At 70.8% G+C, this 20,962-nt stretch carries 19 protein-coding genes and 1 pseudogene; 7 read left to right on the top strand and 13 right to left on the bottom strand.

The genetic code is table 11. The features are described from left to right. Positions 1-541, top strand: a pseudogene (locus ACZ3TS_RS01315) (GntR family transcriptional regulator); the annotation flags it as partial. Positions 542-569: 28 nt separating this feature from the next. Here the strand turns inward: ACZ3TS_RS01315 and ACZ3TS_RS01310 are convergent. After that, a complete protein-coding gene (locus tag ACZ3TS_RS01310; protein ID WP_467612334.1) occupies positions 570-1,139 on the bottom strand; it encodes an ester cyclase in 570 nt (189 codons plus the stop codon). A 148-nt stretch (positions 1,140-1,287) separates the two neighbouring features. Between ACZ3TS_RS01310 and ACZ3TS_RS01305 the strand changes: the two genes are divergently transcribed. Both ACZ3TS_RS01305 and ACZ3TS_RS01300 read left to right on the top strand, forming a co-directional pair. Then, on the top strand, positions 1,288-1,899 hold the full coding sequence (locus ACZ3TS_RS01305; protein WP_467612331.1) for a TetR/AcrR family transcriptional regulator: 612 nt from the start codon (positions 1,288-1,290) through the stop codon (positions 1,897-1,899). A gap of 28 nt (positions 1,900-1,927) precedes the next feature. After that, the gene (locus ACZ3TS_RS01300) at positions 1,928-2,377 is read left to right on the top strand and encodes a hypothetical protein (protein WP_467612328.1); all 450 of its coding nucleotides are present in this window, start codon (positions 1,928-1,930) and stop codon (positions 2,375-2,377) included. A gap of 41 nt (positions 2,378-2,418) precedes the next feature. On the opposite strand, the gene ACZ3TS_RS01295 is transcribed toward ACZ3TS_RS01300, so the two are convergent. Both ACZ3TS_RS01295 and ACZ3TS_RS01290 read right to left on the bottom strand, forming a co-directional pair. Further along, the gene (locus tag ACZ3TS_RS01295) at positions 2,419-3,156 is read right to left on the bottom strand and encodes an SDR family oxidoreductase (protein WP_467612325.1); all 738 of its coding nucleotides are present in this window, start codon (positions 3,154-3,156) and stop codon (positions 2,419-2,421) included. A 72-nt stretch (positions 3,157-3,228) separates the two neighbouring features. After that, complete coding sequence (locus tag ACZ3TS_RS01290; protein WP_467612322.1) at positions 3,229-3,927, bottom strand: TetR/AcrR family transcriptional regulator; 699 nt, start codon at positions 3,925-3,927, stop codon at positions 3,229-3,231. 241 nt (positions 3,928-4,168) lie between these two features. On the opposite strand from ACZ3TS_RS01290, the gene ACZ3TS_RS01285 reads away from it, so the two are divergent. The 3 genes from ACZ3TS_RS01285 (at position 4,169) to ACZ3TS_RS01275 (ending at position 9,782) form a co-directional block, all read left to right on the top strand. After that, on the top strand, positions 4,169-7,939 hold the full coding sequence (locus tag ACZ3TS_RS01285) for a S8 family peptidase (RefSeq protein ID WP_467612319.1): 3,771 nt from the start codon (positions 4,169-4,171) through the stop codon (positions 7,937-7,939). Positions 7,940-8,061: 122 nt separating this feature from the next. After that, the gene (locus ACZ3TS_RS01280; RefSeq protein WP_467612316.1) at positions 8,062-9,066 is read left to right on the top strand and encodes a helix-turn-helix domain-containing protein; all 1,005 of its coding nucleotides are present in this window, start codon (positions 8,062-8,064) and stop codon (positions 9,064-9,066) included. Positions 9,067-9,371: 305 nt separating this feature from the next. Beyond that, on the top strand, positions 9,372-9,782 hold the full coding sequence (locus ACZ3TS_RS01275; protein ID WP_467612313.1) for a carboxypeptidase-like regulatory domain-containing protein: 411 nt from the start codon (positions 9,372-9,374) through the stop codon (positions 9,780-9,782). Here ACZ3TS_RS01275 and ACZ3TS_RS01270 read toward each other — a convergent pair. From ACZ3TS_RS01270 to ACZ3TS_RS01255, 4 genes are read right to left on the bottom strand one after another with little or no spacing between them, the layout of a single operon-like run. Continuing rightward, on the bottom strand, positions 9,766-10,563 hold the full coding sequence (locus tag ACZ3TS_RS01270) for an ABC transporter ATP-binding protein (RefSeq protein WP_467612310.1): 798 nt from the start codon (positions 10,561-10,563) through the stop codon (positions 9,766-9,768). The genes ACZ3TS_RS01275 and ACZ3TS_RS01270 overlap by 17 nt on opposite strands. Before the next feature lie 24 nt (positions 10,564-10,587). After that, entirely contained in the window at positions 10,588-11,364 is a 777-nt protein-coding gene (locus ACZ3TS_RS01265; RefSeq protein ID WP_467612307.1) for an ABC transporter permease, read from the bottom strand. Continuing rightward, positions 11,361-12,134: an ABC transporter permease gene (locus tag ACZ3TS_RS01260; protein ID WP_467612304.1), complete on the bottom strand. Its 774-nt coding sequence runs from the start codon at positions 12,132-12,134 to the stop codon at positions 11,361-11,363. Before ACZ3TS_RS01260 ends, ACZ3TS_RS01265 begins: the two co-directional genes overlap by 4 nt. Continuing rightward, entirely contained in the window at positions 12,131-13,099 is a 969-nt protein-coding gene (locus tag ACZ3TS_RS01255; RefSeq protein ID WP_467612301.1) for an ABC transporter substrate-binding protein, read from the bottom strand. Before ACZ3TS_RS01255 ends, ACZ3TS_RS01260 begins: the two co-directional genes overlap by 4 nt. Positions 13,100-13,290: 191 nt before the next feature. On the opposite strand from ACZ3TS_RS01255, the gene ACZ3TS_RS01250 reads away from it, so the two are divergent. Continuing rightward, positions 13,291-14,133 (top strand): IclR family transcriptional regulator domain-containing protein, encoded by an 843-nt coding sequence (locus ACZ3TS_RS01250; RefSeq protein WP_467612298.1) that lies wholly within the window; start codon positions 13,291-13,293, stop codon positions 14,131-14,133. 232 nt (positions 14,134-14,365) lie between these two features. Here ACZ3TS_RS01250 and ACZ3TS_RS01245 read toward each other — a convergent pair whose 3' ends face one another. From ACZ3TS_RS01245 to ACZ3TS_RS01220, 6 genes are all read right to left on the bottom strand, one after another. Beyond that, on the bottom strand, positions 14,366-15,286 hold the full coding sequence (locus ACZ3TS_RS01245) for a lysylphosphatidylglycerol synthase transmembrane domain-containing protein (RefSeq protein ID WP_467612295.1): 921 nt from the start codon (positions 15,284-15,286) through the stop codon (positions 14,366-14,368). 34 nt (positions 15,287-15,320) lie between these two features. Then, positions 15,321-16,808, bottom strand: coding sequence for a hypothetical protein (locus ACZ3TS_RS01240; RefSeq protein ID WP_467612614.1), 1,488 nt, complete (start codon positions 16,806-16,808; stop codon positions 15,321-15,323). 190 nt (positions 16,809-16,998) lie between these two features. Further along, complete coding sequence (locus ACZ3TS_RS01235) at positions 16,999-17,667, bottom strand: response regulator (RefSeq protein ID WP_467612292.1); 669 nt, start codon at positions 17,665-17,667, stop codon at positions 16,999-17,001. Continuing rightward, positions 17,664-18,932: a sensor histidine kinase gene (locus tag ACZ3TS_RS01230; RefSeq protein ID WP_467612611.1), complete on the bottom strand. Its 1,269-nt coding sequence runs from the start codon at positions 18,930-18,932 to the stop codon at positions 17,664-17,666. The genes ACZ3TS_RS01235 and ACZ3TS_RS01230 overlap by 4 nt, the downstream gene beginning before the upstream one ends. Positions 18,933-18,996: 64 nt before the next feature. Further along, complete coding sequence (locus ACZ3TS_RS01225; protein ID WP_467612288.1) at positions 18,997-19,836, bottom strand: ABC transporter permease; 840 nt, start codon at positions 19,834-19,836, stop codon at positions 18,997-18,999. Next, positions 19,833-20,777, bottom strand: coding sequence for an ABC transporter ATP-binding protein (locus ACZ3TS_RS01220; protein ID WP_467612285.1), 945 nt, complete (start codon positions 20,775-20,777; stop codon positions 19,833-19,835). The genes ACZ3TS_RS01225 and ACZ3TS_RS01220 overlap by 4 nt, the downstream gene beginning before the upstream one ends. Positions 20,778-20,962 lie beyond the last annotated feature (185 nt).

Here is a 20,962-nt window from a genome sequence, read left to right as displayed (position 1 = left end):
CCGGCGCTCGCCGCCTGCTTCGGTGTCTCGGCGACCCCCGTACGCGAAGCCATGCTCGATCTGGTCAAGGAGGGCCTGGTCGACACCGTCCCCAACAAGGGCTTCCGGGTCACCGCCGTCTCCGAGAAGCAGCTCGACGAGTACACCCATATCCGCTCGCTCATCGAGATCGCCACCACCGTGGAGCTGGCGGGGACGGCCGACCGGGTCTCGCTGGAGGCCCTGCGGCCGACGGCCCGGGAGATCGTCAGCGCCGCCGCGACAGGGGACCTCATCGCGTACGTCGAGGCCGACACCCGCTTCCACCTCGGCCTGCTCGCCCTCGGGGGCAACGCGCACCTCGCGAGGTCGTCGAAGATCTGCGCAAGCGGTCCCGCCTCTACGGGCTGACCGCCCTGGCCGAGGCCGGCCGACTGCTCGCCTCCGCCCAGGAGCACCTCGAACTCCTCGACGCACTGCTGGGCCGCGACGAGGAGGCGTACGGAAGGTGATGACCCGTCACCTCGGTCATGTGCGCGGACTGTGGGCCGCCCACGACTGAGCACCTCACACGCGCTGACCGCGCCGCGTCACGCCTGGACTTGGGCCGCCGCCTCGGCCGCCTGCGCCGTGACCTGGGCCGCCGCGCGGGCGGCCCGTCCGGTCACCCGCCAGGCGAGCATGCGCAGGGCGGTGGGCGGAGCCGGGGGAAAGACACCGAGCTGGCCGAGCATGGTGATGTCGTCGCGCACCGCCTCGTGCCCGACCACCTTGCCGTCACGGAGGTCGAGCACATGGATCTGCTCGAAGTCGATCTCGCGGCCGGTGGGCGGTATGGCCTGGTCGAGGGCGCCGTCCCGGAATCGGACGAACGCACCGGTGTGGCGGCCCTGCATGCGCAGCCGTACCCAGACCTGGTCGTCGTTGCGGGCGACGCCCAGGACGGGGAAGCGCAGATCGGTGAAGGCGAACCGCATCCACGCCCCCGACGCGAGGGTCCCGGCCGGCCCCGGGAGCGCGCAGGCCGAGGGAGCCACAGCCGCTTCGCGGTTGTGGAAGTCCTCGTGCACCACCTCGAGGGCCAGTTCCGGATCCCCGGTCGCAAGGACCCGGAAGAGCCCGTCGGCCAGGTCCGTGGCGTCCATACCCATGGCGTTCATGCCTTTCACCGGTCGTCCGCTGTACGCGGTGGGTCGCTGCGGCGGACAGGGCGGCCCTCAACCGCTGGGCTCGTCTGTTCGCGGAATTGAGGTTATAGCTCACCTAATCAATAGGGCAACCACGGACCACATTCATTAGGATGACCGCATGCCCTCACGTCGCCCCTACGTCTCCCCCCTGCGCGAGCAGGCGGCCGCGCGGACGCGTGCCCTGATCCTCGAGCGGGCCACGGAACTGTTCGCCGACCGGGGGTACGGCCGGGTGACCGTCGCGGACATCGCGTCGGCGGCCGGCGTCGCGCCCAAGACCGTCTTCGCGAGCGTCGGGAGCAAGGGCGACATCCTGGACCGAATCGTCGAAGAGGGCGAGACGGCCTCCGACTACGAGCGGACCCTGGCAGACCTGCTCGCCCTGCGGACACCGAAGTCGGTACTCGAGCGGCTGGCCCGGGGCACGCGCTATGGCAACGAGAGCCAGTTCACGGTGCACGAGGCGATCCACAAGGCGCTGCCCGTCCACGAGAACGGCGAGGCGCTCTGGGAGCGTTACACCGCTGCGTACCGCGACGCGCTGCACACCGCCGCCCGCCACCTGCACACCCTGGACCCGCCGCCCCCCTGTACCGTTGAGGAGACGGCGGGCCTGCTGTGGTTCTGGTTCGGCCCGTCGGGCTGGCGCACGCTCGTGGTCGAGAACGGCTCGTCGTGGGACCACGCCGAGGACCTCCTCCACCGAACGGCGGTCGCCACGTTGTGCTGAGGGAACGGCAGACCTCGGGGAGGGCTCGATGCGCATCGACTCGTTGCCTTACGTCGACGAGCAGGTGACGGACATCGCGGCCGGGCCCTACGAGGTCTGGCGGAGTCTCGGCGAGACGCTGGAGGGCTCCTTCTCCCGCCCCGGTGCCTTGGGCTACGCGCGCCTGGTGGGATGCGCCGACCGCGAGGCGTCCGGACCACGGCCCCTTGCCGAAGGCTCGGCGCTTCCCGGTTTCCGGGTCGCGGCCGTGCTTCCCGGACGAGAGTTGGTCCTCGTGGGGAGGCATCGCTTCTCGTCCTACGCACTCGTCTTCCGCCTCGAACGGGTCGGTCCGGCTCGATCACGTTTGCGTGCCGAAAGCCGCGCCGCCTTTCCCGGCCCGGCCGGCGGTCTCTACCGCGGGCTGGTCATAGGGACGGGTGGGCACGTGATGGGTATGCGGCGGCTGCTCTCCGCGGTCCGCCGTCGTGCCGAGTGACGCAGGCCCGGTGACGGTGCAGCGCACCGGCGACAAGGAGGTCAGGCCGCCCCGCCGTTGGCGAAGAGGACCTGACCGTTGATCCAGCGCGCCGGTCCGGCGAGGAAGGCGACGGCCTCGGCGATGTCCTCGGGAGTGCCCAGGCGTTCGAGCGGGGTGACCTTGGACAGGTTGTCGATCGTGGCCTGGTCCTTGCCCTCGAGGAACAGGGGCGTGGCAGTGGGTCCGGGGGCCACGGCGTTGACCGTGATGTCCTTGCCGCGCAGTTCGCGGGCGAGCACCAGGGTCATGGCCTCGACCGCTCCCTTGCTCGCGGCGTAGGCGCCGTAGGTCGGGAACTGGAGCCGGGTGACGGAGGTGGAGAAGTTGATGATCGCTCCGCCGCCGCGCACCCGGCGCGCCGCCTGCTGGGAGACCACGAAGGTGCCACGGATGTTGGTGCGGTGCATCCGGTCCAGGTCGTCCAGGTCCAGCGTCGCGATCGGGGACAGAAGCATGATGCCCGCCGTGTTGACGACGACGTCGATGCCGCCGAACTCCTGCTCCACGGCGTCGAATGCGGCTGACATCGCGTCCTCGTCGGCGACGTCCCCGCCGACGGCGACGGCCCTGCCGCCGGCCGCGGTGACCGCCGCTACCACCTCGTCGGCCCTGGCCTTGTTGCCGGCGTAATGCACGCCGACGGCGATGCCGTCCCGGGCCAGGCGCTCCACGACCACGCGGCCGATGCCGCCGGAGCCGCCGGTGACCAGGGCCACGCGCGTGTTGTCGTCCGTCATGGTGCTCTGTCCTTCGGTGAGGTGAGGGAAGGGGGGTTCGGTGCGCCCGCCGCGCCGGGGCGCCGGCGGATCTCAACCGGCCTTGCCGGAGGCGGGAATCCGCTCCAGCCACTGTCCGAGCAGGGCCGATTCGGCGGGGGTGAAGGGTTCCGGGGTGAGTTCGTCCAGTGAGGCGAGCAGGGTGGTGGCGGCGGCCGCCCGTGTGTCGTGGGCCGTGGTGTCCGCGCCGGGGTCGACCAGGACGGCCCGGTGGATCGCGTCGCGGACGAGGGTCGACAAGCCGGTGTCCGGATACAGCGCGGGCCGGGTGATCAGCGCGAGCGCCACTCCGATGTTGGCCGACATGACCATGCGGGCCGCGACGTCCGTCGGGACACGGAGGCGGCCCTGCGCGGCGAGCCGCTGGAGGACCTCGCGCAGGATGCGCATCGCCTCCTGCGCCGCCTCGGGCGCGGAGCGGAGAGCCGGGGAGAACATCAGCTTGTAAGCGTTGGGGTGGGCCAGCGCGAAGGCCGTGTGACTGTCCCAGCCGGCTCGCAGGTCCTCCAGCGGGTCGTCGGACTTCTCGGCGGCCCGTTTGGCTCCGAGGTACTGGTCCCAGACGTGGTCGACCGTGGCCGTCAGCAGTCCGTCCTTGTCGCCGAACAGCCGGTACAGCACCGGCTGTTGCACGCCGGCCGCCTCGCAGACCGCGCGGGTGGACACGTCACCGGTCGATGACTGCGCCAGCAGGGATGCCGTGGCTTCGATTATCGCCTGTCTCGTATCCATGTAGTCAACGATAACACCTGCTTGAAGCGTTGACAACAGATCCACCATATCGACGCTACGAGACGGGTGTCGGGCGGCACGCCGCAGCAGAACCCCGCCCGCGCCGAACGGTCGGGCCCCGTGTCGCCCTTGGGACATGTCCCACCTGTGCCACGGGAATCGAGTGACAGTCTCTTCGCCGCCACCGGATTCTTTCCAGCGCATGAACAACTCACCGCGTACAAGGGAAGGCACGGGACTGATGAGACCGATCCGCCTGATGGCGGCGATATCGGCGGGGCTCGCGCTGACTGCCGGTGCCGTGGTGCCGGTGTCCGCCGGGACCGGCGACGCAAGGGCCGTGGCAGACGCGCCCGCGGGGACGAAGGGCGCCACCGTGCGCCTGATCACCGGTGACCGGGTGACGGTCACCACGACCGCGGACGGTCGCCGGATCGCCTCGGTACGACCGGGAGCGGGACGGCAGGACATCCTCTTCCGCACCATCGAACAGGACGGGCATCTGACGGTCCTTCCCTCCGATGCGAGCGATCTGATCGCGGCCGGACGGCTGGACCGGAAACTGTTCGACGTGACCGCACTCGTCGACCAGCGGTACGACGAGGCCCACACCGACGCGCTGCCGCTCATCGTGGGACAGCCGCAGAGCGTGAAGGCGTCCGCCGCACGGGGTCTGACCGCCCTCGCCGAGGACGGCTCCCCCGTCCGCAGACTCAAAAGCGTCGACGCGACGTCCATGCGTGTGGCCGACGACGACCTCGGCCGGTTCTGGAAGCAACTAGCTCCCGACGACGGGGAGATGAAGGCGACCGGGCTGTCCACCACGCCCCGGGTGTGGCTCGACGGCCGTGTGGACGCGGCTCTGGACCGCAGCACCGCCCAGATCGGTGCGCCGGACGTGTGGCAGGCCGGCTACCAGGGAGAGGGCGTCAAGGTCGCCGTCCTGGACACCGGGGTCGACCAGTCGCATCCCGACCTGGCCGGGCGGATCGCGGAGGCCAAGGACTTCTCCGGCAGTTCGGGTACCGGGGACGTCTTCGGTCACGGCACACATGTCGCCTCCATAGTCGGCGGCACCGGCGCGGCGTCCGGCGGCAGCCGCAAGGGCGTCGCGCCCGCCGCCGAGTTGCTGGTCGGCAAGGTCCTGGGGGACGACGGCTACGGCAGCCAGTCCCAGGTGATCGCCGGCATGGAGTGGGCGGCGTCGGAGGGCGCCAAGGTCGTCAACATGAGCCTGGGGTCGGAACAGCCGTCGGACGGCACGGACCCGATGAGCCTGGCGCTGAACGAACTCAGCCGGAGCACCGGCACCTTGTTCGTCGTGGCGGCAGGCAACAGCGGCGAGCAGGGTGCGGGCTCCCTGGGCTCCCCCGGTGCGGCGGACGCGGCCCTGACGGTGGGTGCGGTGGACCGGGACGACTCGCTCGCCTCGTTCTCCAGTCGCGGTCCACGCATCGGCGACGACGCCGTCAAGCCCGATGTGACGGCGCCCGGCGTCGGGATCGTGGCGGCGAGGGCCGCGGGGACCACGATGGGTGACCCGGTCGACGCGAACTACGTGGCGGCGTCGGGTACCTCGATGGCCACCCCGCATGTGGCGGGAGCCGTCGCGCTGCTCGCCCAGCGCCACCCCGACTGGAGCGGCGTCCAGTTGAAGGACGCGCTGATCAGTACGGCCCGTACGATCGCCGGTCAGACGGTCAACGAGCAGGGCGGCGGCCGCATCGACGTGGCCGCGGCGGCGCTGGGACCGGTCACCGCCACCGGCACCGTCGCCCTCGGCCCGTTCTCGACGGGAACCGGAGACCCTCGTACGACGACCCTGGGGTACACGAACAGCTCCGACAAGGACCTCACCCTCGCGCTCACCCTCAAGCTGTCCACAGCCGGCGGCCGGACGCCCCCGCCAGGGGCAGTGGGGCTCGGCTCCGGCTCCGTACGCGTCCCGGCGGGTGGCACGGCCGAGGTCCCGCTCACGGTCGACCCGGCCCGTGTCCAACAGGGCAAGTACTACGGCTACGTGACCGCCGCCTCCGCCGACGGGAAGGTCTCCGTGCACACCACGGTGAGCCTGGTCGTGCGGGGCCCCACGCACCGGATCACCGTCAGGACCTACGACCGCAATGGCGAGCGCGTCCAGGCGCTGCCTACCATCTGGGGAGCCGACGGTTTCGTGGGCTACACCAGCACCGACCCGGCGGTCGCCGAGGTCGAGGAGGGCACCTACCAGCTGGACAACTCATGGCTGGACACGGTGAGCGACGGTCAGGAACTCCGCCAGGTGGTGCTCCCGGAGGTCAAGGTCACCAAGGACATGACCGTGACCCTGGACGCACGCAGGACCACCCAGGTGAACATCCGCACGCCCCGGCCCGCCGAACAGCGCGGCATCCTCAGCTACCAGACGTACCGGGAGCTCGACGGACACAGCGTGCTCCAGGGCACGATGTACTTCGACAGCGCCAAACGGCTGTACGTCAGCCCCACCACCAAGGTCACCGAGGGCACCTTCGAGTTCGCCTCACGCTGGCAGCTCGTCGCGCCCCTCCTGAAGGCGGCCGTGGCGAGCACCGGATCGGACCTCAACGCCTACTACATGCCCTCCTCGCCCCTCTTCGACCAACACGGCGCACGCCTGACCGCCGTCGACGCGGGTGACGCGGCCGCTCCTGACTTCAGCCGTGCCCGCGGCAAACTCGCAGTCGTCAACGACCCGACGGGCGCCTACGAACGGGACCTGGTGGCGCGGGCGGCCGCGGCCGGCGCACGCGCCGTCATGCTGATCCACTTCGCCGACAGCGGCTGGACGCGTTGGAGTCCCGACGGCGAACGCTGGGCCGTACCGACGGTACGGATCGGTGCTCGCACGGGAGCCGAACTGCTGGCACGCATCGGCCGCCGGGCCACCACGGTGACGTTCACGGGCACCGCACGCAGCCCCTACCTGTACGACGTCATGCAGGTCTCCGCGCAGCGGATTCCGCAGCACGTCGTGTACACCGTGTCCGAGCGCGACAGCGCGGTCGTCCGCACGACGTACGCCGACAACGGCGGCGCCGGGTGGGCGGGTGAACAGCGTTTCGGCTGGCGCCCGTACCAGAGCACCGCCTGGCTGCAGTACACCCGTGACGTACCGACCGGCTTCGAGCGCACCGAGTACATCAGCGCGGGTGACACCAGATGGCAGCACCTGGTGCACCGCACGACCACCTTCGACATCGACATGCCGCTGGCCGTCGGCATGCGGGACACACCACGGACCTACCGGGCGGGCGAACACACGCAAGAGGCCTGGCAGGGCGCGGTCGTCCGGCCGTCGATCCCCCGCGGCACCACGAGCCCGTCGGTGCGCAACGGAGACGTACTGCGGCTGCGGATCCCGGAGTTCACCGACTCGTCGGCGGGCCACTGGTCGCGGCTGGAAGTGGGCGGCGGTGGCGGTATCGGCACCTCCAGCGCGGCGCAGAACGGCGACACGGCCACCGCCGTGTTGTACCGCAACGGGACGAAGACCGCCGAGGCGGACAGTGCCTGGACGGACTTCGAGGTGCCCGCAGGCGCCGCCGACTACCGGCTCGACCTGACCACGTCCCGTGTCTCGGACGACTGGAAGTACGCGACCGCGACCGACACGTCCTGGTCGTTCCGCTCCACGACGACCACCGAGGCGACCGCTCTGCCGTTGCTCCAACTCGACTACGACATACCGGTGGACGCCCACAACGCCGTGCGCGCTGCACGGTCGCACTCCGTCGGCGTGACGGTCCGCGCCCCGGACGGTCTTCCGGCGCCGCGCGGTGTGACCGTACGGGTCGAGGCCTCGTACGACGACGGGCGCAGCTGGAGCCCTGCGGCGGTGAGCGAGCGCGGCCGGGACGCATTCCGAGCGGTCGTCACCAGGGCGTCGCGGATGCACGGCGACGCCTATGTGACGCTGCGCGTCACGGCGCGTGACGCCGCGGGCGACACCGTCCGGCAGACGGTGCGGCGGGCTTACCTGCAGCGGGGTTAGCCGCAGGTAGGACAGGCACGGTGGGTGAGTGGGCGGCGGTCGCGCCCGCTCACCCACCGCCTTGTCCGCCCCCATGCAGTACGGTGTTCAACCACCAAGCTGCCGGACTCGGGGAGGGCGCCGTGGCGCTGGAGCCCGCTGGGGTCTCGGATGTGGAGGAGTCCGTCTACCGACTGCTCGTGATGTCGGGCCGGGCCTCGGCCGCCGATGTCGCCCGCAGGACCGGGCTGGACGAGGCGAAGGCCGCCCGCATCCTGTACACGCTGACCTCCAAGGGCATGGCGAGCCATACGGACGGACTGCCACGGTACTTCCGGGCCACTCCCCCCGACGTGGCGCTCCTGCCGAGGCTGAAGCGCAACGCCGATGCGCTGGATCTCGCCCGGGCCGAGGCGACCAGTCTGCTCGAGGCCTACCGGGACACCATGCGCAGGCAGGACGCCGGTCAGCTGATCGAGGTCATCACCGGCGCCGAGGCGCTGCGCCAGCATCTGCGCCAGATCCAGGCGAGCGCCCACGACGAGCTGCTCTGGTTCTGCAAGGCCCAGTACGTGGCCATGCCCTCGGGCAGCAACACGGCGGAGTTCGAGGCCCTGGCCCGCGGGGTGCGCTACCGCGTCGTGTACGAAAAGGCGTTTTTCGACGACGAGGGTGCCGTCGACAACGTGGTGGCGGGGGTTCGCGCGGGGGAGATCGCCCGCGCCGTGCCGCATCTGCCGTTGCGCCTCGCGATCGCGGACCGCTCCATCGCCGTCTGTCCGCTGGTGCCCGGCGGCCCGCACGGCAGCCCGGAGGAGCCCACCGCCGCACTGGTACGGGACAGCAATCTACTGGCCGCCCTGATCGCCCTCTTCGAACGCTACTGGGAGGACGCAGTCCCCCTGGGCGTCGACAGCACGGGAACGGTCTCCGGTACCGACGGGGCGAACGGTCCGGACCCCCTGACCGCCACCGACCGGCGGCTGCTCGCCCTGCTGGTGGCCGGAGTGGCCGACAAGGCGATCGCGACCCAGATGGGCCTGAGCCGACGCACCGTGCAGCGCCGCATCCAGAACATGATGGAACTCGCCGGCGCGACCACCCGCATGCAACTCGCCTGGCAGGCGGCTCGCCGGGGCTGGCTGTGACGGCGCGTCCCTGACCTCCGGTTGCGAAGCGTCCGAGCGCCGACAGGCGCCCGCACGCCCGGCGTTCCATAGCCGAAGGAGCCGGCCGCCGCCGTTCGGCGGCCCCGAGCAAGCCTGCGCCGTCGCCGGGCAACTTCCAGCGTCCGGTTCAGACCCGTCTTCCCAGGGCGACGGTGAGGCGGCGTCGAACGTCCGGGGCGGCCGGCCACGTCGCCGTCGGACACGCCGGGGAAGTGCGGACGGCGAGGCGAGCCGACATGGTGTCCTCGCCGACAACACCGTCAGCGTAGGCCCAGGAGTGGCGCGTGTACGGCTCGCAGGCGCCACCTCCAACCGGCCACACTGGTGCTAGCGCCTGGCTCGTCGCGGGAGCCGCCCTCGTCGGGGTGGGCGTCCTGCGGGAACGCCGCTTGAAACGGGCCGCGGCCCACAACGGCAGCGAGGCGGAGCCGGAAGTCGCGGTGGAGGACCCCACCATCGAGGCGCCGGCCCCCCACGCGCTGCCCACCGGGCACACCGGAGACGCCCCGATGCTGCAGGGAGCGCTGGCCGAGGGACGCGGCCTACCGATCGCCGGCACCCGAGTGACCGTCACCGACTCCCGTGGACGCCAGGTGGCACGCGCACGCACCGACGATCATGGCGAGTACCGCCTGACCGGACTGCCGGAGGACTTCCTGTCCGGACGGTCCGCTCGGTTCAGTGAGGCGGAGTGACCGCGTCCCGCGCGGTCCCGCGCTTCGCCGCCTGGATCTGCTCGTACACATGCGTGCGCAGCTCGGCGAAGCGCGGGTCCACCCGGGTGTGCAACTGGTCGCGTTCGTCGGGCAGATCGACCTTCAGCTGTTCCTGTACGACGGTCGGGGAGGCGGACAGGACGACCACCCGCTGCCCCAGGTACACCGCCTCGTCGATGTCGTGCGTGACGAACAGGATCGTGATCCCGCGCTCCCGCCACAGTCCCCGTACCAGGTCCTCCAGGTCGGCGCGTGTCTGTGCGTCGACCGCCGCGAACGGCTCGTCCATCAGCAGCACGTCGGGCTCGTACGCGAGTGCCCGGGCGATGGCAACGCGCTGCTGCATACCGCCGGACAGCTGCCACGGATACGCCCCCGCGGCGTCCGTCAGCCCGACCGACTCCAGGGCGTCCGCCACCAGCTCCCTGCGCCGGGTCTTTCTCAAGCCCTTTTGTTTCAATGGGAGTTCGATGTTCTCGCCGACCCGCATCCAGGGAAACAGGCTGCGCCCGTACTCCTGGAACACGAACGCCATTCCGGGCGGCGGCCCGCTCACCGGTTTGTCCGCGAGCAGCACCTGACCGGCCGTAGGGGCGAGAAGTCCGCCCACGCACTTGAGCAGAGTCGTCTTGCCGCAGCCCGACGGGCCGACCAGGCAGACGAGTTCGCTCTCCTCCACGGTGAAGGTGAGGTCGCGCACCGCCTCCACGCGTCGGCCCGACCCCTCGTAGACCTTCCTCAGGCCGCGTACGTCGAGCATGGACCGCCCTTTCAGGATGTTCATTCAAGGCCGCCGGGTGGTTGCGCGCAAACCGTGGTACCAGCCGAGCACCCGGCGCTCGACCAGCCGGAAGACGACGGAGAGCAGGAAGCCCAGCAGGCCGAGGACGAGGATGCCGGTCCACATGTCGGGGATGGCGAAGCTACGCTGGAACTGGACGACGGTGAAGCCGATGCCGTCGCTGGCCGCGAACATCTCGCTGATGACCATCAGGATGATGCCGATGGACAACGCCTGGCGCAGGCCCGCGAAGATCTGCGGGCTCGCCGAGCGCAGCACCAGGTTGCGCAGCCGGGCGATGCCGGTGATGCCGTACGAACGTGCCGTCTCCAGCATCACCGAGTCGACCGCGCGTACTCCCTCGACCGTGTTGAGGAGGATCGGCCAGACGCTGCCGCTCGCGATCACGACGATCTTCATCGTGTCGCCGATGCCCACGAACAGCATGATGACCGGGACCAGCACGGGCGGCGGCACCGCCCGCAGGAACTCCAGGACCGGCTCGCAGAACGCCCGCACCCGCTGGTAGGAGCCGATGACCGTGCCGAGCCCGACGCCGACGACGGTCGCGATCGCGTATCCGGCCGCGAGGCGCAGGATGCTCGGCAGCACGTCCGTGCGCAGCCGGTCGGCCGTCCAGACGTCCGGGAAGGTCTTGAGGATCGTCCGCAGCGGCGGCCAGAAGGGGTCCGTGCTGCCGGCCGACGCGACCCACCAGACCACGACCAGCACCACCGGCAGCGCGAGGACGAAGAACAGCCGCAGCAGTACGCTCCTCACACCGCCACCTCCCCCCGCACCGACTGATGCCAGGCCAGGGCCCGCCGTTCCACGGCACGCGCGCCCACGTTGATGACCAGCCCCAGCAGACCGGTGACCACGATCAGCGCGTACATCTCCGGCACCGCCTGCGAGGTCTGTGCAACCGCGATCTGCTGGCCCAACCCCGGAGCGCCGATGACCAGTTCGGCGGTGATGGCAAGGATCAGCGCCACCGCGGCGGCCAGCCGCACGCCGGTCATGACATACGGCAGCGCAGTCGGCCACAGCACATGACGGACCCGCGCCCAGGTGCCAAGACCGTACGACCGCGCCGTCTCCTCGGCGACCGGGTCGACGTCCTGGACGCCGTACAACGTCTGGATCAGCACCTGCCAGAAGGAGGCGTACACGACGAGCAGCAGCACCGACTTCAGTTCGGTGCCGAAGACCAGCACGGCCAGCGGGATCAGGGCGACCGAGGGAATCGGGCGCAGGAACTCGATCGTCGAGGCCGTCGCCTCGCGCAGATACGGCACGACCGAGACGACCACGCCCACCACGACACCCGCGCCGACCGCGATCGCCAGGCCCAGCGCCCAGCCGGTGAGCGTGTCGCCGAGCGCCGACCAGAACGCACCATCGGTGAGTTCGTCCCACAGGGCGGAGGCGATCCGGCTGGTCGGCGGGAAGTAGGCCTCCTTGACGAGGCCGAGCCGCGGCACCCCCTCGCCCAGAGCGAGGAAAGCCGCGAGCCCGGCCGCGCCGAGGGTGATGTTCGTCCCCCTCACTGCAGCAGCGTGTTCAGGTCGGGCGTCTTCTTGAAGAAGCCGAACTCCTCGCCGAGCTTCGCCTGTGTCTCGATCGAGGAGCGGTTCGCCTCGGCCGGCCACTTGGGCAGCGTCACCCTGGCCAGCACCGACGCCGGGACCTTCGTGTAGGTGGCGACGATCTGGCGGACCTCGTCCGGGTGGGCGTCGGCGTAGGCGAGGGATTCGGCGGTGGCCGTCTGGAACTTCTTCACCACAGCCGGGTTCTGCTGCGCGTACTGCACCGAGGTGAAGTACGTCGCGACGGTGAGGTCCGGTGCCACGTCGACCAGCGACGAGGCCATCTCGCGGCCGCCCTGGTCCTTGATGGTGGTGAGCGCGGGCTCGACCGCCATCGCGGCGTCGACCTGACCCTTGTCGAGCGCGGCGGCCATCTGGTCGAAGGGGATCTCTACGAACTTCACCTTGTCCGGGTCGCCGCCCGCCTTCTTCACCGACTCCCGCACGGACAACTCGACGATGTTCTTGAGAGTGTTGACGGCGACCTTCCTGCCCTCAAGATCCTTGGCCGTCTTGATGGAGCTGTCCTTCTTCACCAAGGTCGCCCCGAAGTCCTTGCCCTGAACGCCCGTTGAGGCGACACCGTTGGAGACCGCCTTCAGGGCCACGCCGTTGGACTGGGCGAGCATCAGGGAGAACACGTTGGAGAACCCGAACTCGTACTGGCCGGAAGCCACCGCCGGCACGATGGCGGCCCCGCCCGAGGCGAGCGTCGGCGACAGTTTCAGGCCCTGCTTCTCGTAGAAGCCCTTCTTCTGGCCGAGATAAAGAGGCGCGACATCGACGATCGGGATCAGCCCCACCTTGACCGTGGTGGTGCCCCCGGACGACGTGCTCCCGCCGGACGAACCGCCGCCGGACGAACCACAGGCCGTCGCGGCGAGCAGAAAGGCACCGGCGGTGAAACCGGCGAGCAGGCGACGCATGACTCCTCCTGTGGGCCTGGCTCTGAGTGCTCCAACAGGCTGTGCGCAGACAGCACGACTGTGCTCAGCGAGAACGTAGAGCCACACCGAGCAGACGGTCAATGCCTCTGCTGCGTAACGGCGTTGACATCGTCCACGACGGGTTCATAGCGTGCGCAGAGCGCCCACTCGGAGCCCTCATGGAGGCGGCGATGGCCCGCACCGCACGAGCACCGCACTTCGTTCTGTCCTTCGAACGTGGCCTCGCCGTCATTCGGGCCTTCGACGCAGACCATCCGGCCATGACTCTGAGTGACGTAGCCCGCGCCTGTGATCTCCCCCGCGCGGCTGCTCGCCGCTTTCTGCTCACTCTCACCGATCTCGGATACGTTCACACCGATGGCCACCTGTTCCGGCTGACCCCCCGCATCCTGGAGCTCGGCTACTCGTACCTCTCCAGCTTCACCCTGCCGCAGATCGCCGAGCCTTACCTGGAACAACTGGTCGCCCAGGTCAAGGAATCGTCCTCGCTGTGTGTGCTTGACGGAGACGACATCGTCTACGTCGCCCGGGTCCCCACACACCGCATCATGTCGGCGACGATCACGGTGGGCACTCGTTTCCCGGCCCACGTCACCTCTGTCGGCCGTGTCATGCTTGCCGATCTACCGGAGGAGGAACTCGACCTTCGCATGGCTCGCGTCGAGTTCCAGTGCCTGACGCCTCGCACGATTGTCTCGCCCACCGCCCTGCGTGCCGAACTCTTCCAAGTACGACGGCAGGGGCACGCGATCGTCGACCAGGAACTGGAGGAGGGACTCAGGTCCGTGGCAGCCCCGGTACGGGACCGGGACGGCATGGTGGTGGCGGCCGTGAACATCGCTGTCCACGCGGGCCGCAATTCCGTCGAGTCCGTACGCCGCGACCTGTTGCCGCATCTGCTCGCAGCTGTCGCTCGCATCGAGGCCGACCTGCGTATCACCGACCAGACACGTGCCACTCCACCGGCCGCTGACGCACGGCTGTTGCCGGCGTCGTCCCGCAACGGCCCATGAGCGAGACCGTCACGCGCCGTCGGGTTGGAACAGGCTCATCTGGACGTGCGCCGGGTCCCGCTGGCCCATGTCTGCACCTGCGTCGCGACAGCGGTCTCCGCCAGAAGGGCGTCCAGGCTGGTAGTCACACACGCGCCAACGGGTTGCGCGGGCACGGGTACCGGCTGGAGCGGCAGCCGGATCCGCAGGGCCGAGAAACCGGACTCACAGGACCGGGAAGGATGAGTACGAGTCAGGCGGCCGGTTCACAGTGCCGAGCGGCGGGCCAGCAGAGCCAGGACCAGCAGCCCGGGGCCATCGGCAGCCACCCGGTGAGCAGGCGGTAGCCGAGTACCGTCGAGACCGCCGCCGGTCCCGGAGCGCCGGCCGCCGTGAGCGCGAGGATGAGCGCGGCGTCCAGCGAGCCCAGTCCGCCCGGCGTGGGCAGCAGCGCCGCCGCGCCACTGGCGACCAGGTAGGCCATGACGACCCGGCTGGTGGGGAGGCCGAGGCCGATCGCATGGACCACGGCAACGATCACACCGGCGTGCAGCAGAGCGAACGCGACCGACCCGCCCCACAGCGCACAGGCCCGCTCCCGGCTCCGGTGCACGTCGCGCACGTCGGCGAAGGCCCGGCTCACCGCTCGTCTGAGGCGGCGGCTGATCGCGACTGCCAGGACGACGGCTCCGGCTGCCACCGGCAGCAGGACCAGCACATGCGGGATCCGAGCCGAGAGATGGACCGTGCCGGGTGAGGCGACCAGCAGCGCTACACCCAGCGCGCACCGGACGATCCCGCCGACGGCGGCCTTCACCGCCAGCGCGGTCGCCGAGCGCCGGGTGGACAGCCCGCACCGCGTCAGGAACCGCAGGTTGACCACCGCCGCTCCGGCCCCCGCCGGAAGGAGGTGGTTGGCGGCGCCGGCCGCGAACTGCGCCGCCACCAGCCGCCCCCTGGGCAGCCGTTCGACCACCGCCCCCTGCTGCGCCACGGCCGCGCACACCCATGTGGCGACGGCGGCGAGGCAGGCGAGCACCACCCATTCCCCGTCGGCGGCGGCCAGCCGATCGGTGCCGCTGTCCAGCGTGGCCCGGTGCGCGGCGAGCATCCCGCCGGCAGCGGCAAGCACCACCAGGGTGATGCCCAGCTGGAGGTACAGGCGCCTGCCCACGGCAATCGGCAGGCTCTCGCCGCGGTCACGACCGTCACCTCCCCTGCCGTGCATCGGGTGCCACGTACGCCTGGAGAACGCCGACCCGCTCGTCGGGCCAGGTGCGTGCATACGCGGGTGCACGTCTCCCCGGTCGGGCGAGGACGGCGAAGGATGTGCGGTGGGCGGCACGCGTCAGTTCGGCGACGCTGGTGCTGGCGTCGTGGCCTGCCGTCTGTGCGGAGCCGCAACCGGTGTAGTAGGCGATCGGGACGGCGTCGTAACCGCTCAGCAGGCACGGCTGCCGTACGCCGAGCGCGTGGAGGGCGGTCGCGGTGCGGGCCCAGTCGAGACGGGAGGCGGCGGAGCTGTGCACGGTGTGTTCCAGGACGACGTACTGCACGGCCAGATGGCCTGCCAGGCCGACCGCCACCAGGCCGGCGGCCAGGGTGCGCGCGGTCCCACGGGCCGGGGCGGTGATCAGGTGGGCCAGGCCGTGGGCGACGGGGAGGGCGAGCAGGGCGTAGGCGGGCAGCAGGAAGCGGGGGGCCGCGTAGCCGATGAGGAAGAGATAGGGGACCGCGGCCGTGACGGCGCAGGCCCCCGGGAGCAGGACGGGCAGCGCGCGCCGGGCGCGGACGGCGACCACAGCGCCCAGGACGGCGAGGAGCGGCAGCGCGAACCACCACAGGGTCACCACCGGGCTTGGGGCCGAGCCGGTGCAGGGCCGGCACAGGGTACGTCCGCCCAGACTGCGCAACTGGTCGACCACAGCGAGGTGCCAGCCGAGGCCGCCCTGAATGGCAGAGGCGTCGGAGAGGCGCTGCCCGAGACCGCCGTAGCTCACGTATGCCTCGATCACCCATTCGCCGGCGCCCGCCATCAGGCCCACGGCCAGTACGGCGAGCAGGCGCGGGCGGCGCAGGGCGAGGACGAGCAGGGGGAGCACGACGTAGACCGCGTCCATCGGACGCATCCACGCCATCACCGCCGCGCCCGCGAACACACCCCACCAGGCCGCCCTGTCGCATGCGTTCGCGCGAGCGCGCAGGATGCAGCCCACGCAGGTCAGCGCGCCGATGGCGACCCAGTAGTTGGGCATGGCCTGGGGACCGTAGAACAGCGTCACCCACAACGAGGCGAAGAGGGCACCGGCCAAGGCCAGGACGCCGGGCCTGAAGTGTCCTCGCCAGACGCGCAGGGCGAAGTAGAGGGCCAGGCCGGAGAGGACGGCCAGGTAGATCCGGAGGAGGACGGTGGAGTCGGACCACGATGCGATCGGGGCGGCGAGGAGCGAGATGCCGCGGGAGCGAGGCGCACTGAAGTAGGCGGCAGGAACGTGGCCGCTGACCTGGCTGACGTAGACCGTCTCGTCCCAGCCGAGCCCGAGGTCCGGCCGTACGAGAACGAGCTGGGCGACCGTGAAGACGACCCCGACCGCCGCGAGCCAAGGATCCCCGCGCAGGCGACGAGGCTCGGCGGACTGCGCCGGAAGACTGGTGCGTGGGGCGCTGGTCTTCGTGGCGTTCGAGCCGTCGGCCATCTTGTACCTCTCGTCGTCGCACGCCATGGAGCCGGATCCTCCTACAACTGGTAGGAGACCACCCCACACTACGGCTTGTAGGGTTAGAGACGGGTGAGAAGACGCCTCCGCGCTTCTCCGCAAAGCGCCCGGCACGGCGGTCATGCCGCTGCAAGGCGTCGGAGCAGGCGATCTCACCTCTGCCTTCCGTTCAGCCGGTACCGGGGCGGGCGAGTCCCTGGTCATAGGCGAAGATCACGGCCTGGACGCGGTCGCGTGCGCCGATCTTGGCCAGGACACGGCCGACGTGCGTCTTCACGGTGGACTCGGTCACGACGAAGCGGGCGGCGATCTCGCCGTTGGTCCAGCCCTTGCCGATGGCGACGAGGATCTCGCGCTCGCGTTCGGTGAGGGCGGCCAGGCGCGGGTCCTCGCCCGGGTCACCTCTTCTGGTGGGCACGTGCCGGGCGTACTCGTCCAGGATGCGACGGGTGAGGGCCGGCGCGATCACCGCGTCGCCGCCGGCCACCGCGCGGATCCCGGCGAGGAGTTCCTCGGGGCGCGCGTCCTTGAGGAGGAATCCGCTGGCTCCGGCCCGCAGGGCGGCATGCACGTACTCGTCGACGTCGAAGGTGGTCAGCACGAGGACACGGGAACGCCCACCGGCCTCGGCGATCCGGCGGGTCGCCTCGATGCCGTCCATGCCGGGCATCCGTACGTCCATCAGCACGACGTCGGGACGCAGTTCGGCGGTCCTGCGGACGGCCTCGGCGCCGTTCGCGGCCTCGCCGACCACCTCCGTCTCCGGGATGGAGTCGAGCAGCACCCGAAAGCCGTAGCGCTGCAGCTCCTGGTCGTCGACGACGAGCACCGTGGTCACCGGGTGCCTCCCTGCGGTATCAGGTCGAGGGCCGCCTCCACGGCCCACCCCCCGTCGGCCGCCGGTCCGGCGCTCACGGTCCCTCCGTACAGCGCCGCTCGTTCGCACATGCCCACCAGTCCGTGTCCTTCCTCGTTCCATGGCCCGGGGTCCTTGGCCGGGCCGTTGTCGCGGATCCGGATGACGAGCCGTTCGTCCTCGACGACGACCGACAGGTTCACCCGGGTGCCGGCACCGGCGTGCTTCAGGGTGTTGGTCAGGGCTTCCTGGACGATGCGGTAGACGGTCAGCTGCATCCCGCGGTCCAGGGCGTCCACGTCGCCGACGGTCCGGTAGACGATCTCCAGGCCGGCGGTGCGTACGCTGGCGCACAGCGTCTCGATGTCCGCGAGGCCGGGCTGAGGGCTGAGTTCGGGTGTCCGGCGGGCGCCGTCCGACGCCTCGCGCAGGACGCCGAGCACCCGGCGCAGCTCGCCCAGGGCCGTCCGGCCGGTGTCGCCGATGAGCTGGAGGGCCTCCTTGGCGCGTTCGGGAGCGGTGTCGGTGGCGTACGCGCCGGCGTCGGCGAGGGTGATGATGACGGACAGGTTGTGACCGACGATGTCGTGCATCTCCCGCGCCACCCGGGCGCGTTCCGTGGCGGTCGCGAGCCTGATGCGCTGGTCACGCTCCGTCTCCAGCCGCGCCGCCCGCTCCCGCAGCCCCGCGAGCTGCGCCCGCCGGGTCCGCACCATCAGGCCGACGGCCAGGGCCGCGATCGCCGTGCTCAGCAGGAAGAACAGCGCGTCCCAGACCGACACGGCCGGCGACACGCGCACCGCGACCAGCACCATCCCCGCCGCCATGACCCCGCACGCCCACGGCAGCCGGCGCAGCTGCCCGTGCAGGGCCAGGCTGTACAGGGCCACGAACAGGGCGACGTCCGCGCGTAGCGCGGCACCCAGCGACCACTGCAGGACGAAGACGGCGGCGATGGCGACGAAGGCCGCCAGGGGCCGGCGCCGACGCCACAGCAGCGGCAGCACCAGACCGGCCTGCAGGGCCAGCACGGCCGCCAGGGGGAGCTGGGTGAAGGCGAACTGGAACCTGTGCCGGCCGTCACCGTCCCCCGCGCCGCCGTAGGGCAACAGGTCCGGCAGGCAGAACATGAGGAAGACCAGCGCCGCCACCGCGGTGTCCAGCACCCACGGGCGAGCCCGGTCCGCCTGCCGCAGCCGCTGGCCGACCCGGGCGAGCCGGGCGAGCCGGGCGACCAGCGGCCCCATCCCACTTACGTCGTCGGTGGTCGTGGTGGTGGTCAAAGTCGTCACCTGCCCATGGTGCAGGCGGTCAGACGTCGCTGCGCACCAGCCTGTACGCCGCCCCCGCCAGTGCGAGCACCGTCCAGCCGAGGAAGACCAGCAGCCCGGCGCCCGGCGACAGCGTGGTCGAGTCGTGGGTCAGGGCGAACATCGACTCACCCGCGTTGCTCGGCAGGTAGGGGCTGATGTCGTCCTGCCAGGAGCTGGGCAGCAGGGAGATCAGCCCGGGGACCAGCATCAGGGAGGCGACCAGTACCGAGATCCCACCGGCCACCGACCGCAGCAGGGCGCCCAGGGCGGTGCCGATCACGCCGACCAGGCCGAGGTAGAGCCCGGCGCCCAGCAGGCTCCGAACGACTCCCGTGTGCGTGAAACCCATGGCGGCGGGGGTGCCGGAGACGATGCCGCTGCCGAACCCGAAGGCGACGAACGCGCCGAGGGTGCCGACCACCAGCGCGACCAGCCCGAACACCGCCGCCTTGGTCCACAGCACGGGCAGACGGCGCGGCACGGCCGCGAGTGTCGAGCGGATCATGCCGGTGGAGTACTCCCCCGCCGTGACCAGCACGCCGAGCACGCCCAGGGCGAGCTGGGCGAAATTGGTACCGAAGAGGGACAGGCTCACGGCCGTCGCGGTGGCGAAGTCCCGGTCCTGGTGCCCGGAGCCGATGCCGGACTTGTAGTGGTTCGCCGCGATGAGTCCGAAGGCGACGAGGAAGAGCAGGCCGAGGCCCAGCGTGATCCAGGTCGAGCGCAGCGACCACAGCTTGGCCCACTCCGAGGCAAGCACCCGCCGTCCGGTCACCCGGTAGGCGGGCCGGGCCGGAGCGGCCGGGGGCGCCTCTACCGTCGTGGTGAGGGTGCTCATGCGGTCCTCCCGACGGTCTCAAGGGTCTCGACGGTCGTGGAGCCGTGGTACTCCACGGCATCCCTGGTCAGGTTCATGAACGCCTCCTCCAACGACACCGTCCGCGCCGTCAGTTCGAACAGCGCGATCCCGTGCTCGGCCGCCTTCAGGCCGATCTGCCGGGCACTCACCCCGGTCACCTGAAGCTCCTCGGAGCCGGCCCGTCCGGTGATCTCGACCCCGGGACCGGCCAGTACCTCCCGCAGCCGCGCCGGCTCCTGGGTGGCCACCTGCACCGTGTCGCCGCCCGCCTCGCGAACGAGGTCTCCCACGGTGGTGTCGGCCAGCAGCCGCCCACGCCCCACGATGATCAGATGGTCCGCGACCAGCGCCATCTCACTCATCAGGTGAGACGACACGAACACGGTCCGTCCCTCGTCGGCGAGCGCCTTCAGCAGGTTGCGGATCCAGAGCACGCCCTCCGGGTCCAGCCCGTTGACCGGCTCGTCCAGCATCACCGTCTGCGGATCGCCCAGCAGCGCCGCCGCGATACCGAGCCGCTGACCCATCCCGAGGGAGAAGGCACCGGCCCGCTTCTTCGCCACACTGCCCAGCCCCGCCATTTCGACGACCTCGTCGACCCGGCGCCGGGGAATCCCGTGCGTCAGCGCGAGCGCCAGCAGATGGTTGTAGGCCGAGCGGCCCGGGTGGATCGACTTCGCCTCCAGAAGCGCCCCCACCTCCTGCAGCGGCGCCTGGTGGCGGGCGTAGCGCTGTCCGTTCACCGTGACGGAGCCGCTCGTCGGGGCGTCGAGCCCGACGATCATGCGCATGGTCGTCGACTTCCCGGCGCCGTTGGGCCCCAGGAAGCCGGTCACCGTGCCCGACTTCACGGCGAAGTCCAGCCCGTCGACGGCCGTCTTCTCCCCGTACCGCTTGGTCAGCTGCTGTGCGTCGATCATGCGCGTCTCTTCCTGTCGGAACCGGCGCCCGTCTGTCGCCCCTGACGCCTCACCGACAACGCTAGGAGGCGAAACACCCCGATCCGGTGGTACCGCGGACCGATCCACGCCCGCGGGGTCGTACCGCGGTACTACACTCCACTGCACCCTCGGTCTCACCATTCAGGTCGCGTTCAGGCTCGGCG

Source organism: Streptomyces sp. NPDC022910, assembly GCF_055561075.1.
This window is presented reverse-complemented; position numbering and strand designations above follow the sequence as displayed.